General features: G+C 55.0%; 14 protein-coding genes. 8 read left to right on the forward strand and 6 right to left on the reverse strand.

Features of this window, described 5'->3' with window-relative positions; genetic code table 11:
- Positions 1–90 precede the first annotated feature (90 nt).
- The 5 genes from selB to FCH32_RS17910 form a co-directional block, all read right to left on the reverse strand.
- Entirely contained in the window at positions 91–1935 is a 1845-nt protein-coding gene (gene selB, locus FCH32_RS17890) for a selenocysteine-specific translation elongation factor (protein ID WP_174361290.1), read from the reverse strand.
- A complete protein-coding gene (gene selA, locus FCH32_RS17895; protein WP_174361291.1) occupies positions 1932–3323 on the reverse strand; it encodes an L-seryl-tRNA(Sec) selenium transferase in 1392 nt (463 codons plus the stop codon). Before selA ends, selB begins: the two co-directional genes overlap by 4 nt.
- 97 nt (positions 3324–3420) lie before the next feature.
- A complete protein-coding gene (locus tag FCH32_RS17900) occupies positions 3421–4029 on the reverse strand; it encodes a glutathione S-transferase (RefSeq protein ID WP_135911231.1) in 609 nt (202 codons plus the stop codon).
- 70 nt (positions 4030–4099) lie between these two features.
- The gene (locus FCH32_RS17905) at positions 4100–5236 is read right to left on the reverse strand and encodes an HlyD family secretion protein (protein ID WP_115257186.1); all 1137 of its coding nucleotides are present in this window, start codon (positions 5234–5236) and stop codon (positions 4100–4102) included.
- A gap of 2 nt (positions 5237–5238) precedes the next feature.
- Positions 5239–5595, reverse strand: coding sequence for a DUF3302 domain-containing protein (locus FCH32_RS17910; protein ID WP_117342538.1), 357 nt, complete (start codon positions 5593–5595; stop codon positions 5239–5241).
- A 530-nt stretch (positions 5596–6125) separates the two neighbouring features.
- On the opposite strand from FCH32_RS17910, the gene mtlA reads away from it, so the two are divergent.
- The 3 genes from mtlA to mtlR all read left to right on the forward strand — a co-directional run bounded on the left by mtlA (position 6126) and on the right by mtlR (position 9903).
- Positions 6126–8039 carry a PTS mannitol transporter subunit IICBA gene (gene mtlA, locus FCH32_RS17915; protein ID WP_115257184.1) on the forward strand — a complete coding sequence of 638 codons (1914 nt, stop codon included), beginning with the start codon at positions 6126–6128 and terminating at the stop codon, positions 8037–8039.
- Between the two features lie 128 nt (positions 8040–8167).
- The gene (gene mtlD / locus FCH32_RS17920; RefSeq protein WP_174361292.1) at positions 8168–9316 is read left to right on the forward strand and encodes a mannitol-1-phosphate 5-dehydrogenase; all 1149 of its coding nucleotides are present in this window, start codon (positions 8168–8170) and stop codon (positions 9314–9316) included.
- The gene (gene mtlR / locus FCH32_RS17925; protein WP_096759107.1) at positions 9313–9903 is read left to right on the forward strand and encodes a mannitol operon repressor MtlR; all 591 of its coding nucleotides are present in this window, start codon (positions 9313–9315) and stop codon (positions 9901–9903) included. Before mtlD ends, mtlR begins: the two co-directional genes overlap by 4 nt.
- A 12-nt stretch (positions 9904–9915) precedes the next feature.
- Here mtlR and FCH32_RS17930 read toward each other — a convergent pair whose 3' ends face one another.
- Positions 9916–10122, reverse strand: a complete 207-nt coding sequence (locus tag FCH32_RS17930; RefSeq protein ID WP_096759106.1) for a hypothetical protein — start codon at positions 10120–10122, stop codon at positions 9916–9918.
- Between the two features lie 292 nt (positions 10123–10414).
- On the opposite strand from FCH32_RS17930, the gene FCH32_RS17935 reads away from it, so the two are divergent.
- From FCH32_RS17935 to FCH32_RS17955, 5 genes are all read left to right on the forward strand, one after another.
- The gene (locus tag FCH32_RS17935) at positions 10415–10777 is read left to right on the forward strand and encodes a YibL family ribosome-associated protein (RefSeq protein ID WP_096759105.1); all 363 of its coding nucleotides are present in this window, start codon (positions 10415–10417) and stop codon (positions 10775–10777) included.
- 261 nt (positions 10778–11038) lie between these two features.
- Positions 11039–12694, forward strand: coding sequence for an L-lactate permease (gene lldP / locus FCH32_RS17940; protein WP_096759104.1), 1656 nt, complete (start codon positions 11039–11041; stop codon positions 12692–12694).
- Positions 12691–13467: a transcriptional regulator LldR gene (lldR, locus tag FCH32_RS17945; protein WP_174361293.1), complete on the forward strand. Its 777-nt coding sequence runs from the start codon at positions 12691–12693 to the stop codon at positions 13465–13467. Before lldP ends, lldR begins: the two co-directional genes overlap by 4 nt.
- Entirely contained in the window at positions 13464–14654 is a 1191-nt protein-coding gene (gene lldD / locus FCH32_RS17950) for a quinone-dependent L-lactate dehydrogenase (protein ID WP_137399930.1), read from the forward strand. Before lldR ends, lldD begins: the two co-directional genes overlap by 4 nt.
- Before the next feature lie 209 nt (positions 14655–14863).
- Positions 14864–16204: an MFS transporter gene (locus tag FCH32_RS17955; protein WP_117342540.1), complete on the forward strand. Its 1341-nt coding sequence runs from the start codon at positions 14864–14866 to the stop codon at positions 16202–16204.
- Positions 16205–16227 lie beyond the last annotated feature (23 nt).

The raw sequence follows: 16227 nt of genomic DNA on the forward strand, positions 1-16227 counted from the left end.
AAAAGCACATTAGGTTTAAAATCTAATGTGCTTATATAAATCAACCGCTATTTTGTATTAATTCATGTTTTCTATGAATTAATTGTGTCATTACTTTTCGGGAAACAGTAATGCATCGCGTAATAAATGATCATTTCCCCGGCGACGGGTAAACCCAATACGGTCAAAATATTCCAGAATTTGGATAGCCAATTTACGTCCCACATTCAGCCTGTCGCGGAAATCAGCGGCACAGGTTGATCCTCTTTCCAGATCCAGTTCGCGGATCATATTGGCAAAAGCCACGATGCGATCGTTACGATAATAGCGATCTTTGACGATCGCGGTAATGATGCCCTGCTGCGCTGCCTGCCGTAGCGCCAGACGCATGGCCTGCTCATCAGTGCCCGTTTCTTTCGCCAGGTCCCGCACCCACCACGGCTCATCGCCGAAGAGAGGCTCAACTTTTTGCCAGATGGCCTGCTGCTCATCGCTAAAGCCGGCCTTATGGTCCGGTAAATGCAGCCAGCCATGGTGGCTATGGATAACGCCGCTATCGCGCATTTTTTCGATCAGCAGCAGGACCAGCGCTTCGTCTTCCATCGGCAGCGCCATGCGCCGCAGACGCTCACGCCCCGGTCCCGGCTCATCGCGATGCTGCTCGTGGTACGTCGCCAGCGTATCCAAAATTTTACGCTGCCAGCGGGCGGCGACAGAGGCATTCAACAGGCTATATCCAGCCTGAATAAAACCATGTTGCTCAATCAACGGGCGCATCCCGTCGCCGTTAAGCTGGCGCGCCCATGCGAAATCGGGGATGTTCACCGCGCCACGCGTCAGATGCACTGCCAGCGCGTCGCCGTCATTCTGTGCGTTTTCCAGCGCCGATAGCCACTGCAGATACTCCGGTTTACGCTTGCCACGACGCGGCGGGTTGAGCGTCACCACGCGTGCACCCGCAAGCGTCGTGCGGGCAGAAATATCGCGCAGCACCAGTCTGTCGTTATCGGCCAGCCACAGCGGCGTATCAAACACCAGCTCCGCCAGCGTCCCTTCGAGCAGGGAAATACGCCCGGTCACGTGGCTGGCCGCGTGGTGAATATGCAGCGGTTGCCACTGTGTCAGCGGGGCGGCGTGCTCTAAAGAGACAATGACGCGGGTCAAGGCATCCGGCGGTGCATCGGACAACAGCCAGTCACCGCGGGTGAGCTGTTCTTTCTCCGCATCGCCAGCAATATTCAGGGCAATACGCTGCCCGGCATGAGCGTACTCAGTGGCCTGGTTTTGCGCATGCAGACTACGCACGCGCATCGGTTTGTTGACCCCAGTCAGCCACAGCGTGTCGCCAACGTTCACTTCACCACTGAGCGCCGTGCCGGTAACTACCAGGCCCGCCCCCTTCACCGTAAAGGCGCGGTCAATTGCCAGCCGGAAGGTGTGATTGCGGGCCAGCTCTCGCGCAGGCAGCTGCAGCAGATGCTCACGTAATGCATCAATACCCAGCCCTTCACTGGCGGCGGTCACGAAAAGTGTCGCCCCGGCAAAACCAAAGTTTGCCAGCGTTGACTGCACCTCTGCACGCACGTCGTCAATACGCGCGTCATCCACGCGATCGGCTTTGGTCAGCGCCACGGTGAGCTGCGGATTGCCCGTCAGTTGCAGGATCTGCAAATGCTCCCGCGTTTGCGCCATCACGCCATCATCGCAGGCCACCACCAACAGCGCGTGATCGATGCCGCCGATGCCCGCCAGCATGTTGGACAGAAACTTTTCATGTCCGGGAACGTCGATAAACCCCAGCACGCGGCCATCCGGCTGCGGCCAGTAGGCATAGCCCAAATCGATGGTCATGCCACGTTTTTTTTCTTCCGGCAGACGATCGGCATTCACACCGGTAATCGCCTGTAATAACGTGGTTTTTCCGTGGTCAACGTGTCCGGCTGTTGCAATAATCATTTCAGCATCATCTCCATAAACCGGGGCTCGTCTTCAAGACAGCGCAGATCCAGCCATAAGCGGCCATCATAAATTCGCCCAATAACCGGCACCGGTAGCGCGCGCCAGCGGGCAGCCAGGGCCTCAAGGCGGCTACCGCGCCCGTCATGCGGGGTAAAGGTTAATGCCGCGCTGGGCAGTCTATCAACCGGTAGCGAACCACTGCCAATCTGCGACAGACAAGGCATCACGTTCAGTGCAAACTCGCCGCCATAATGTTGTTCGAGCTGTGCCTGTAAGCGTTGTGCCTGTTCGCGGATCGCCTCTTCCTTACGGGTGAGCAGGCGCAGCGTGGGTAATTTTTCCGCCAGTGCTTCCGGATGCAAATAAAGCCGCAGCGTGGCTTCCAGTGCCGCCAGGGTCATTTTATCGGCCCGCAGCGCACGTTTCAGCGGATGACGCTGCAGCCGGGCAATCATCTCTTTCTTACCGACGATAATTCCGGCCTGCGGCCCGCCCAGCAGCTTGTCGCCCGAGAAGCTGACCAGGCTAACACCCGCGGCAATCAACTGCTGCGGCATCGGCTCCTTGGGTAAACCGTACAGGCTGAGATCCACCAGCGAGCCGCTGCCCAGATCCGTCACCACCGGAATATCCAGCTCATGACCGATCGCCGCCAGCTCGGCTTCATCCACCGTTTTGGTAAAGCCTTCAATGCTGTAATTGCTGGTATGCACTTTCATCAACAGACCGGTATTTTCATTCACTGCCTGACGGTAATCGCTGGCGTGCGTCCGGTTAGTGGTACCGACCTCATGTAGAACGCACCCGGCCTGGCGCATCACGTCCGGAATACGAAATGCGCCGCCAATTTCCACCAGCTCACCGCGTGAAACCACCACCTCTTTACCATTGGCGGTTGCAGCCAACATCAGCAGCACCGCTGCCGCATTGTTATTAACGATGCAGGCATCTTCGGCTCCCGTAATGCGACACAACAGGTCCGCCAGCGCACGATCGCGATGCCCACGACCGGCGCCGTCGAGGTCATACTCCAGCGTCACCGGCGCGTGCATCACCTGCATCACCGCCTCAATCGCTTCTTGCGCCTGCAACGCACGACCCAGGTTGGTGTGCAGCACCGTACCCGTCAGGTTGATGACCGGACGCAGCGCGCTGTGCGACTCACGTTCCAGCCGGGCGCTGGCTTCTTGCGCCCAGTCGTCACTCCACGCCGGGAGTGCCTGCGTGTCGCGAATCGTTTCCCTGGCTTCGTCGAGCATATGGCGAAGAAGCTCCACCACTCGGGTATGACCGTGAAACTCACGTAAGGCAAGAAAGGCGCTGTCGCGCAATAAACGATCGATCGCAGGAAGCTGGCTGTAGAGTGAACGCATGTCGGTTGTCATGAAAGGGCCTGGCTGTTGGTGGCCCTCTCCGCCGGGGAGAGGGATAGCAATATGGGGGGATTGTACCGTGAGTTTGCTCAGGCGGACATAATACGCATCAAGCCTTTGGCGGTTCCGTGCGGGCAAAACTTTCACGCTGAAAGAGCGTTTCCACCAGTTTAACCAGTCGCGGTCGGTCAACACACCAGCCGGGTGCGACGCGGCGGAAATTGAGATAACCCACGGCGCAGGCGATGGCGACGGTGGCCAGATTCACCGTGTCCGTTTTCAGGGTGCCGTCTGCCAGATAGCCTTCCAGCACATCCAGGCTGCGGGTAATTTTCTCGCGCTGGCGCAGCAGTTCGATTTCTGATTGCTGTGCGGCTGGCCGGGCCTGTTCGCGTACGGAGACAAGTCCAGCATCCATAATACCGTCCGCCAGCGCTTCAATCTGACGCACCTTCAGCGCCGCCAGCGGATCGCGCGGTAACATGGCTGGCGCAATATCCAGCAGCTCAATGTATTCGGCGATGATTGGCGAATCGAACCAGTACTCGCCCTCATCGGTGACCAGCGCGGGCACTTTTCCTAACGGGTTGTAGCGCGCCACGCCGTTTTCGGCGTTGTAGGGGAGTTCATTAACGAATTCGAAGGTAATGCCCTTTTCCAGCAACAGAATAGAGATTTTTCGCACAAAAGGGCTGGTGTAGCTACCAATGAGTTTCATGCCGTGTCCTTTTTGCCAACAAAAATATCAGTATGGCTCAGGCCACGGCAAATGGCAGGTGACGACGGTCTCAATGATCTAAATAAAGGTAATGCATCCAGCTGGTCATACGCAGCAGTACTTTACGCATCACCGACACGTGGGCGAAATGGTCGGAGTAAACCGCCACCTGGGCATAAATGCCGTCCGGTAAGGCGTCAACTTCGGCATTCGGCTCCAGTTCAATCGTTGCCAGCACGCCATCGGTACCCGGCACCACCGTTAAGGACTGCAATGCGCCCTGAGCCTGATAAGAACCTCCCGGCACAACCGGCAGAATGCTGGTCAATTTACCGGAGAAAACCTGGCCTGGTAGCGCATTAAACACCACTTCCGCTTCATCGCCCGGTTCAAGACGCAGCAATGAGTTCTGGCGGAACTGGGCCACAATCTGGCGTTTCTGTTCCGGAATAAAGACCATCACCGGTCGCAGAGGCAGCGCAGCGGCATAGGTCCCCGGACGGATCAGCACCTGCGTGATATAGCCATTACTTGGCGCACGCACGACGGTCTGATCCAGATTGTATTTGGCTTCAGCAAGCTGAGCACGCAGAGAGGCAACCTGCGACTGCTCGCCGTTAACCATGCTGTCTAACTGACTTTGGATCTGGGTTTGTTCCGCAACGGAGCCTTTCACCAGCGCATCTTGTGCCAGGTAGTTTTGGCGGGCGTTGTCGATATCGCTTTCAGAAAACGGGTTAACCTTCGCCTGGCTGCCTTTCAGATAGCGTTGATAATCTTTATACAGACGATCGCGCTCGGCGGACACTCGCGTGGTGTTGGCGACCGCTTCCGAAAGTTGCGCTTTTAAATTATCGATATTGTGCGTTGCGGTAACCAGGTCGGCCTGCAGCCTGTCGACGCGCGCCTGGTAGCGGCCTGGATCGAGTTTGAACAACACCTCGCCTTTTTTAATCAGCTGATTATTTTTATCGGTAACCTCACTCACAATCCCCGTAACCTGCGGCGTAATTGGAATGGAGATCACCGCTTTTTGCGCAGTGTAGGTATACGGGTGGTTATAGTTCATTAATAAAATGAGGCCCGCAACAATAAACACGCCACCTAAAGCTGCGGTAGCAAGCGTCCATTGGTTTACCGGGATACGGAATATCTTAAAGATGGCCCAGGCAAATGCCACGTAGGTCAAAACAATCAACAGATCCATGATCAGCGCTCCTGCGTGTTCTTATCAGCGGCGGGTTGCACCGCAGCCAGTTTTTGTTCCAGATCGGCTACGCGCTTCGCAAGAGCGTCAATATCAGGGTTGCCCGTCATTGGCTGAATATGGTTTTGCATTCCCCAGCCGCGTTCGGGTTGGTAGAGCGTGGCCCAAATCCACAGGAACGGCCAAATGGCATGGAGCGTAAACAAGCTAATCCAGCCCGCCGTATGAATCGCATCGGCATGGGGATGGTTACGCTTTTTAGCCATGTTGTAGGGAATATCATGGATGGCGATGATTCCGTAGAACAGAACCAGGAAGACGAAAATGAGCACGCCCAACGCGAAATAATTTAGAAACATACCTGCCTCGAATTCACACTAATTAGAGTTTTTTTGTGCTGGCAGCCGTATGTACCCTGGCTGATGTCTTGAACATAACTGGAGTTGGCAATTTTTGCCATACCACAAAAAAAATATATTTTCTGAGTAAAAGTTGCTTTATTTTCCGCAAAAAATGGGCGGGGGAGAATCTGCTTCAGATCACACTGGGAAAAAAACAGATGAAAATTTCTTGTGATTCAGATCACAAAGACTCAACAAACACGCCAACATAAAACATGAACCAATTCACATTTTTCTGCCTTTTTGGGTGAATTCTAACCGTGAGGTGTTTTTTTGTACTGGTGTTTTGTGATGAATATCACATTAACTACCGCCATACACCCTATATTTACGTGACGAATATCACATAAAAAGGCGTCGACTGGACAGTTGAACGATTCAGTGCCAGATTTCGCAGTATCTACAGGGTCCGGCTACCTCCTGCCGCTACATTAACAAACCTCGGGCTTTCAGCCTGCGCGATAGCAAACATAAGAAGGGGTGTTTTTATGTCATCCGATATTAAGATCAAAGTGCAAAGCTTTGGTCGATTCCTCAGCAACATGGTGATGCCGAATATCGGCGCGTTTATCGCGTGGGGTATTATCACCGCATTATTCATTCCGACAGGGTGGTTGCCGAGCGAAACGCTGGCTAAGCTCGTTGGCCCTATGATCACCTATCTTCTGCCGCTGCTGATTGGTTACACCGGCGGTAAATTGGTGGGTGGCGATCGCGGCGGTGTGGTCGGTGCCATCACCACAATGGGTGTGATCGTCGGTGCCGATATGCCGATGTTCCTCGGCGCAATGATTGCCGGTCCGTTGGGCGGCTGGGCGATTAAACACTTCGATAACTGGGTTGACGGTAAGATTAAATCCGGCTTTGAGATGCTGGTGAACAACTTCTCCGCCGGCATCATCGGGATGATCCTCGCTATCCTGGCGTTCCTCGGCATTGGCCCACTGGTTGAAGCCCTGTCCAAAATTCTGGCAGCAGGCGTTAACTTCATGGTTGTCCATGACATGCTGCCGCTGGCGTCTATCTTTGTTGAACCGGCGAAAATCCTGTTCCTCAACAACGCCATCAACCACGGTATTTTCTCACCGCTGGGCATTCAGCAGTCCCATGAGATGGGCAAATCCATCTTCTTCCTGATTGAAGCAAACCCGGGTCCGGGTATGGGCGTCCTGCTGGCGTACATGTTCTTCGGTCGCGGTAGCGCTAAACAGTCTGCGGGCGGTGCGGCTATCATCCACTTCCTGGGCGGTATCCACGAAATCTACTTCCCGTACGTGCTGATGAACCCACGTCTGATCCTGGCCGTTATCCTCGGCGGTATGACCGGCGTATTTACGCTAACTATCCTCGGCGGCGGTCTGGTTTCTCCGGCCTCTCCGGGCTCTATCCTGGCCGTACTGGCCATGACGCCAAAAGGCGCGTACTTCGCTAACATCGCGGCAATCTGTGCGGCCATGGCGGTCTCCTTTGTGGTCTCAGCCATTCTGCTGAAAACCAGCAAAGTGAAAGAAGAAGATGACATTGATGCAGCGACCCGTCGCATGCACGACATGAAAGCAGAATCCAAAGGTTCATCTCCGCTGTCTGCGGGCGATGTCACCAACGACCTGAGCCATGTGCGTAAAATCATCGTTGCCTGTGATGCCGGTATGGGCTCCAGCGCAATGGGTGCAGGCGTACTGCGCAAGAAAGTGCAGGATGCCGGTCTGTCTCAGATCTCCGTCACCAACAGCGCGATTAACAATCTGCCGCCGGATGTGGATCTGGTCATTACCCACCGTGACCTGACCGAACGCGCTATGCGCCAGGTTCCGCAGGCGCAGCACATTTCGCTGACCAACTTCCTCGACAGCGGTCTGTACACTAGCCTGACCGAGCGTCTGGTTGCCGCACAGCGCCACAACGTTAACGAAGAGAAGGTACGTGACCACCTGAAAGACAGTTTTGATGAAGGTGATAACAACCTGTTCAAACTGGGTGCGGAGAATATCTTCCTTGGCCGTAAAGCCACCAACAAAGAAGAAGCCATTCTGTTTGCCGGTGAGCAACTGGTGAAAGGCGGCTATGTTGAGCCGGAATACGTCCAGGCAATGCTGGATCGCGAAAAACTGACCTCTACCTACCTGGGTGAGTCCATTGCGGTACCGCACGGCACCATCGAAGCTAAAGATCGCGTGCTGAAAACCGGCATCGTGTTCTGTCAGTACCCGGAAGGTGTGCGCTTCGGTGAAGAAGAAGACGACATTGCCCGCCTGGTGATTGGTATCGCCGCGCGTAACAATGAGCACATCCAGGTGATTACCAGCCTGACCAACGCGCTGGATGATGAATCCGTGATCGAACGTCTGGCGCAGACCACCAGCGTAGATGAAGTGCTGGAACTGCTGGCAGGTCGTAAGTAAGCGTTATTGCCCGGTAAGACTCATGCTTACCGGGCCTACAAAATCCTCTCCCTTGTGGAGAGGGTTAGGTTGAGGGAAAAGCCTCACCCCAGCCCTCTTGGGTAAAAACATTAATGAAGGTTAATACTATGAAAGCATTACATTTTGGCGCAGGTAATATCGGTCGTGGCTTTATCGGCAAACTGCTGGCAGACGCGGGGATACAACTGACGTTTGCGGATGTAAATCAGGTGGTTCTCGACGCCCTGAATGCCCGTCATAGCTATCAGGTTCATGTTGTCGGTGAAAATGAGCAGGTTGATACCGTTTCCGGCGTTAACGCCGTCAGCAGCATCGGCGACGATGTCGTTGAACTGATTGCCCAGGTTGATCTCGTGACCACCGCGGTTGGTCCGGTCGTGCTGGAACGCATTGCGCCTGCCATCGCCAAAGGGCTGATCAAACGTAAAGCGCAGGGTATTAGCACCCCTCTGAATATCATTGCCTGCGAAAACATGGTGCGTGGCACCACCCAGTTGAAAGGTCACGTGCTGAACGCGCTGGACGATGCGGATAAAGCCTGGGTTGAAGAACACGTTGGTTTTGTCGATTCTGCCGTAGACCGTATTGTTCCGCCTTCCGCCTCTGCCACCAACGACCCGCTGGAAGTGACCGTAGAAACCTTCAGCGAGTGGATTGTCGACAAAACCCAGTTTAAAGGCGAGTTGCCAAACATCCCGGGAATGGAATTAACTGATAACCTGATGGCATTTGTCGAACGTAAGCTCTTCACGCTGAACACGGGGCATGCTATAACCGCGTACCTCGGAAAATTGACCGGTCATCAGACCATCCGTGACGCGATTCTCGACGAGAAAATCCGCACAGTGGTAAAAGGTGCGATGGAAGAGAGCGGCGCGGTACTGATCAAACGCTATGGCTTTGATGCGGCAAAACATGCAGCATACATTCAGAAAATCCTCAGTCGTTTCGAAAACCCGTACCTGAAAGATGACGTTGAGCGCGTGGGCCGCCAGCCGCTGCGTAAACTGAGCGCAGGCGACCGTTTAATCAAGCCGCTGCTCGGCACGCTGGAGTACGGCCTGCCGCACGTTAATCTGGTGCAGGGTATTGCTGCGGCGATGCATTACCGCAGTGAAGAAGACCCGCAGGCGCAGGAACTGGCAGCGCTGATTGACGAAAAAGGCCCACAGGCCGCGCTGGCACAGGTTTCCGGGCTGGATGCCAACAGCGACGTGGTGGCGGAGGCGGTTAACGCATATAACGCAACCAAATGATCCACAGTGCGGCGCAGGTCAGCCTGCGCCCGAATATCAGATTGTCAGATATGCAGGCAATAATGGAACAAACGCAGGCCTTTGAAAATCGTGTGCTTGAGCGTCTGAATGCTGGCAAAACCGTACGCAGCTTCCTCATCACCGCCGTAGATTTACTCACCGAGGCGGTGAATATCCTGGTGCTTCAGGTATTTCGCAAAGACGACTACGCGGTTAAATATGCAGTGGAACCGTTGCTCGACGGCGACGGGCCGCTGGGCGATCTGTCGGTCCGTCTGAAGCTGATCTACGGCCTGGGTGTGCTCAGCCGCCCTGAGTATGAAGATGCGGAACTGCTGATGGCGCTGCGTGAGGAATTGAATCACGACGGTAATGAATATGCGTTCACCGACGACGAAATTCTCGGACCGTTTGGTGAACTGCACTGCGTGACGGCGCTCCCGCCCCCGCCCCAGTTTGATACCTCAGACTCGGGTTTGTACGCCATGCAAATCCAGCGCTACCAGCAAATGGTACGCTCAACCATGGTGCTCTCTCTGACCGAGCTGATTTCTAAAATCAGCTTAAAGAAAGCCTTTCAGAAATAACGTCATACCGATTTACTTCTCATCCTGCTGCGGTCGATACAGCTGGCGATAGTACTCCAGACGCTGCAGATACAGCGGCACGTTTTCCTGCGGGACCTCAGAAGGCACCGTGTTACGCGGCGGCGTTTTATTCAAGTACTCACGAAAAGCCTGGCTTGACGCCATAAAATCGATGGTTTTATCAATAAGAATCGAAACGTTCTCGCCTATTTTCGCCATGATGATTCATCCTCCATGTATTATCCGCGACCCGCCTGCGCGGTCGATGGTTTAAGTTTAGGATCGGATGGTTAATTATATTGAGGAAAACGTGCTTCACTATGCCGCCACCGACAAAAAGCACCATCAACGATCTTATTTCTTAAAATCCCTTTTTAATCAAACAGCTAACATTTTCATTAGCGAAATAATACTTGCAGCATTTGATTATTTATCTTCGATTAGTTGAGAATAATCCCCCTCTGCGCGCATACTATAGGATATTCATCCTATTTTTAGCAGAAGCTATCCTATGAAAGAAGTCGAAAAAAACGAAATTAAACGTCTGAGCGATCGCCTGGACGCCATCCGCCACCAGCAGGCAGACCTGTCACTGGTTGAAGCCGCCGACAAATATGCCGAGCTGGAAAAAGAAAAAGAAACGCTGGAAGCCGAGATCGTGCGCCTGCGTGAAGTTCACGGTCAGAAGTTGAGCAAAGAAGCACAAAAGCTCAGCAAGCTCCCGTTCCGTCGCGCCATCACCAAAAAAGAGCAGGCCGACATGGGCAAGCTGAAGAAAAGCGTGCGCGGCCTGGTGATCGTACACCCGATGACCGAACTGGGTCGTGAAATGGGCCTGAAAGAGATGACTGGCTTTTCAAAGACTGAGTTTTGATCACCCTCCGGGCAACGTCCGTTTGCCCGGTCTCCTATTTCCCCGCCAATTGGCCCTACCAATTTTAGCCAGATCCGAATACCCCCTCACATTTCGTTAAAAATAACTTACAATGTCGTTGCCAATAAATAACATCTGATTAACCATTCGTTGTCATTACCCCTACACAACAATATTGGCAGGGCCACTTTTACACATAGTGTGACGACGAGATGAGCACAGACTCATTGCATTATGTCGGCGGCCCCCAGGAGACCTGCAATGAATCTCTGGCAACAAAACTACGACCCGGCCGGTAACATCTGGCTTTCAAGCCTGATTGCCTCACTCCCTATTCTGTTCTTTTTCTTCGCGCTGATTAAGCTCAAGCTGAAAGGTTATGTCGCTGCGACGTGGACGGTAGGGATTGCCCTGTTGGTCGCCTTGCTGTTCTACAAAATGCCGGTCGATCACGCGCTGGCATCCGTGGTGTACGGCTTCTTCTATGGTCTGTGGCCGATTGCCTGGATAATCATCGCCGCCGTATTCGTCTATAAGATTTCGGTCAAGACCGGGCAGTTCGACATTATCCGTTCCTCAATTCTGTCGATTACCCCGGACCAGCGTCTGCAGATGCTGATTGTCGGCTTCTGCTTTGGTGCATTCCTCGAGGGGGCTGCAGGATTTGGCGCCCCGGTGGCGATTACCGCCGCACTGCTGGTTGGCCTGGGCTTTAACCCGCTGTACGCCGCAGGTCTGTGCCTGATTGTAAACACCGCGCCGGTGGCGTTTGGCGCAATGGGTATTCCGATCCTGGTTGCTGGTCAGGTTACCGGGCTGGACAGTTTTGAAATCGGCCAGATGGTAGGCCGCCAGCTGCCGTTCCTGACGATTATCGTGCTGTTCTGGATCATGGCGATTATGGACGGCTGGCGCGGCGTGAAAGAGACCTGGCCGGCGGTAATGGTCGCAGGCGGCTCCTTTGCCATCGCGCAGTACCTCAGCTCTAACTTTATCGGGCCAGAACTGCCGGACATCATCTCTTCTCTGGTGTCACTGGTGTGTCTGACGCTGTTCCTGAAACGCTGGCAGCCGGTACGCATCTTCCGCTTTGGCGACATGGGTGCTTCACAGGTCGATCAAACGCTGGCCCGCACTCACTACACCGCCGGCCAGGTGGTTCGCGCCTGGTCACCGTTCCTGTTTCTGACAGCAACGGTCACGCTGTGGAGCATCCCACCGTTTAAAGCGCTGTTTGCCCCTGGCGGCGCGATGTATCACTGGGTGGTGAATGTTCCGGTACCGTTCCTCGACAAACTGGTGGCCCGCATGCCGCCGGTGGTACACGAAGCCACGGCCTACGCGGCGGTATACAAGTTTGACTGGTTCTCAGCGACCGGCACCGCCATTCTGTTTGCCGCCCTGCTGTCTATCGTCTGGCTGAAAATGAAGCCCTCTGCCGCCCTGCAAACCTTCGGCAGCACGCTGAAAGAGCTGGCGTTGCCCATCTATTCCATCGGGATGGTACTGGCATTCGCATTTATCTCTAACTACTCAGGACTGTCTTCGACGCTGGCATTAGCGCTGGCACACACCGGCAGCGCCTTTACCTTCTTCTCGCCGTTCCTCGGCTGGCTGGGCGTATTCCTGACCGGGTCAGATACCTCTTCTAACGCACTGTTCGCAGCCCTACAGGCAACGGCAGCGCAGCAAATCGGTGTCTCCGATGTACTGCTGGTGGCGGCAAATACCACCGGTGGCGTAACCGGCAAAATGATCTCCCCGCAATCTATCGCCATCGCCTGTGCGGCCGTGGGGCTGGTGGGTAAAGAGTCTGACCTGTTCCGCTTTACCGTGAAACACAGCCTGATATTCACCTGTATGGTGGGTGTGATTACCACGCTTCAGGCCTATGTCTTAACCTGGATGATCCCATGATAGTGATGCCCAGACGCCTGTCCGACGAGGTCGCTACTCGCGTGCGGGCGCTGATTGAAGAACAACAGCTGGAGGCGGGCATGAAGTTGCCCGCCGAGCGCCAGCTGGCCGTACAGCTCGGCGTGTCGCGTAATTCACTGCGCGAGGCGCTGGCAAAGCTGGTCAGTGAAGGCGTGCTGCTCAGCCGTCGCGGCGGCGGGACGTTTGTCCGCTGGCAGCATGAAGCCTGGTCCGAACAAAACATCGTTCAGCCGCTGAAAAGCCTGATGGCGGATGACCCGGATTACAGCTTCGATATTCTCGAAGCCCGCCACGCCATTGAGGCCAGCACCGCGTGGCATGCCGCGATGCGCGCTACAACTGCCGACAAAGAGAAAATCAGGCTATGTTTTGAGGCCACGCAGAGTGAGGACCCGGATCTCGCCTCACAAGCAGACGTTCGCTTTCACCTCGCCATTGCGGAAGCGTCGCACAACGTGGTGCTGCTCCAGACCATGCGCGGTTTCTTCGACGTATTGCAGTCCTCGGTAAAACAGAGCCGCCAGCGTATGTACCTGGTGCCACCTGTGTTTTCACAGCTCACAGCACAGCACCTTGCCGTGCTGGACGCGATTGTCACCGGGGACGCTGATGGCGCGCGTAAGGCGATGATGGCGCACCTCAGCTTTGTCCACACCACCATTAAATGTTTTGATGAAGACCAGGCCCGCCAGGCGCGTATTACCCGTCTGCCCGGTGACCATAATGAAATTAGCAGGGAGAACAACTCATGATTATTTCAGCAGCCAGCGATTATCGCGCCGCAGCCCAGCGCATTCTGCCCCCCTTCCTGTTCCACTACATCGACGGTGGTGCCTATGCAGAGCATACCCTGCGCCGTAACGTCGAAGATTTATCGGAGGTGGCACTACGCCAGCGCGTGCTGAAGAACATGGCCGACCTGAGTCTGGAAACCACCCTGTTCAACGAAAAACTGTCGATGCCGGTGGCATTAGCGCCGGTTGGCTTGTGCGGCATGTATGCCCGCCGGGGCGAAGTTCAGGCCGCCGCTGCCGCTGACGCCAAAGGCATTCCGTTTACGCTTTCGACGGTTTCCGTCTGCCCGATTGAAGAAGTTGCCCCGACCATCAAGCGTCCGATGTGGTTCCAGCTGTACGTCCTGCGCGATCGCGGTTTTATGCGTAACGCGCTGGAACGTGCTAAAGCAGCAGGCTGCTCCACACTGGTCTTTACCGTCGATATGCCCACGCCCGGCGCACGCTACCGTGACGCACATTCCGGGATGAGCGGTCCGAATGCCGCGCTGCGCCGTTACTGGCAGGCGGTAACCCATCCGCAGTGGGCGTGGGACGTTGGCCTGAACGGTCGTCCGCATGATTTAGGCAATATCTCGGCCTACCTGGGTAAACCCACCGGCCTGGAGGATTACATCGGCTGGCTGGCAAACAACTTCGATCCGTCCATCTCCTGGAAAGACCTCGAGTGGATCCGTGAATTCTGGGACGGTCCGATGGTGATCAAAGGGATCCTCGATCCAGAAGATGCTCGCGATGCCGTACGCTTTGGCGCCGACGGCATCGTGGTCTCGAACCACGGCGGCCGCCAGCTGGACGGCGTGCTGTCTTCTGCGCGTGCGCTGCCCGCCATTGCCGACGCGGTGAAAGGCGATATTGCGATTCTGGCAGACAGCGGCATCCGTAACGGCCTGGACGTGGTGCGCATGATTGCACTGGGTGCAGATACCGTACTGCTGGGCCGTGCTTACCTGTATGCACTGGCGACCCACGGTCAGGCAGGTGTCGCTAACCTGTTGAACCTTATTGAGAAAGAAATGAAAGTGGCGATGACGCTGACCGGTGCAAAATCCATTCGTGAAATCAGCCGTGACTCACTGGTACAAGAGCTGGGAAAGCAACTGCCCGCCGCTCTGGCACCTCTCGTCCAGGGTAGCGCCGCGTAACCGTACCCCGTAAAACCCTACACTCTGAATGGTCGGCCTGTTCTCAGCCCGGCCATTTTTTATGCAAAAATAACGACCAGTTAACATTTACACTCAATATATTTGACAACTTTTTATTCACCTGCCAAATGTATATACAAGCTAATACAACAACAACCCACACAATAATAATCCACACGACAACAACCATCATAACGGGCGAGGGTGACATGGTTTATTCCGGTAAAGTGAATATCCAGCAGGCGATAGATGACAGTCCTTTTTCACGCTTTCATTGGGTCATCATCGTCCTTGGCTTTCTGGTGCTGGCCATTGATGGCTTCGACACGGCGGCGATGGGCTACATTGCCCCTACCCTCTCAGCCGACTGGGGGATCAAGAAACAAGATCTCGGGCCGGTATTAAGCGCCGCGCTGCTGGGGCTCTCATTTGGCGCCCTGCTGGCCGGGCCAATTTCCGATCGCATGGGACGTAAACGCGTACTGGTTTTTTCCTGCCTGTTCTTTGGTCTCGCCAGTCTGGGCACCGCCTATGCCCAGACGCTGAATATGTTAACGTTTTGGCGGTTTCTCACCGGACTCGGGCTGGGTGCAGCAATGCCGAACGCCATCACGTTGGTGTCAGAATTTGCGCCAAAACGCTGCCGCTCGATGGCGATTAACACCATGTACTGCGGTTTCCCGCTCGGTGCAGCAGGTGGCGGGGTTATCTCCTCCTGGCTGATTCCTAACTACGGCTGGCACAGCGTCCTGCTCGCCGGGGCAATTGCCCCGCTGGCGCTGACCATCCTCCTGGTGTTATTTCTGCCGGAGTCGGTCAAGTATCTGGTCCATCGCGGGAAAGAGATCGCGCAGGTCAAACGAATTGCCCGTCGCTTTATGCCAGGTGATATAGACCAGGTCACCCATTTTTATCTGGATGAAGAACGGACTGACGTCAAAAAAGGCAGCGTGGCGCAGTTGTTCAGCATGCCGTGGCTGCCGGGCACGTTGATGCTGTGGATGACCTACTTTATGGGGCTGGTTATCTATTATGTGCTGCTGAGCTGGATGCCGACGCTGATGCTGGGAATGGGTTACCCGCTGGCAGAATCTGCCTGGCTGACATCACTGTTCACCTTCGGCGGTACCGCGGGGATCCTGCTGGCCGGCTGGCTGATGGATCGCTGGGAAGCGCACAAAGTCGTCTCCATCGGTTTTATCCTGACAATGCTGTTTGCACTGGCGCTCGGGTTTGAACATAACCACATCATTCTGTTTGGCGCCCTGATCTTCCTGATGGGGATCACCATGAACGGTGCACAGTCCGGACTACAGACGCTGGCGGCAACGTTTTACCCGACCCACTGTCGCGCAACAGGTATTGCCTGGATGCAGGGCGTGGGCCGCTTTGGTGGCGTCGCCGGGACCATGACCAGCGCCCAATTACTTTCTCTGCAATGGCAGGCTGACAGCATATTGATGTTCCTCAGCGTTCCCGCGCTGCTGGCTGCTGCCGCAACGCTTTATAAGCTGCAACGCTATAAACCGCAGCCTCTGACCGTCGCATAGTACCCGTCCTTTCTGCTATCCTG

Origin of the sequence: Citrobacter gillenii (genome assembly GCF_013337685.1) — a bacterium.
Taxonomy (GTDB): Bacteria; Pseudomonadota; Gammaproteobacteria; order Enterobacterales; family Enterobacteriaceae; genus Citrobacter; species Citrobacter gillenii.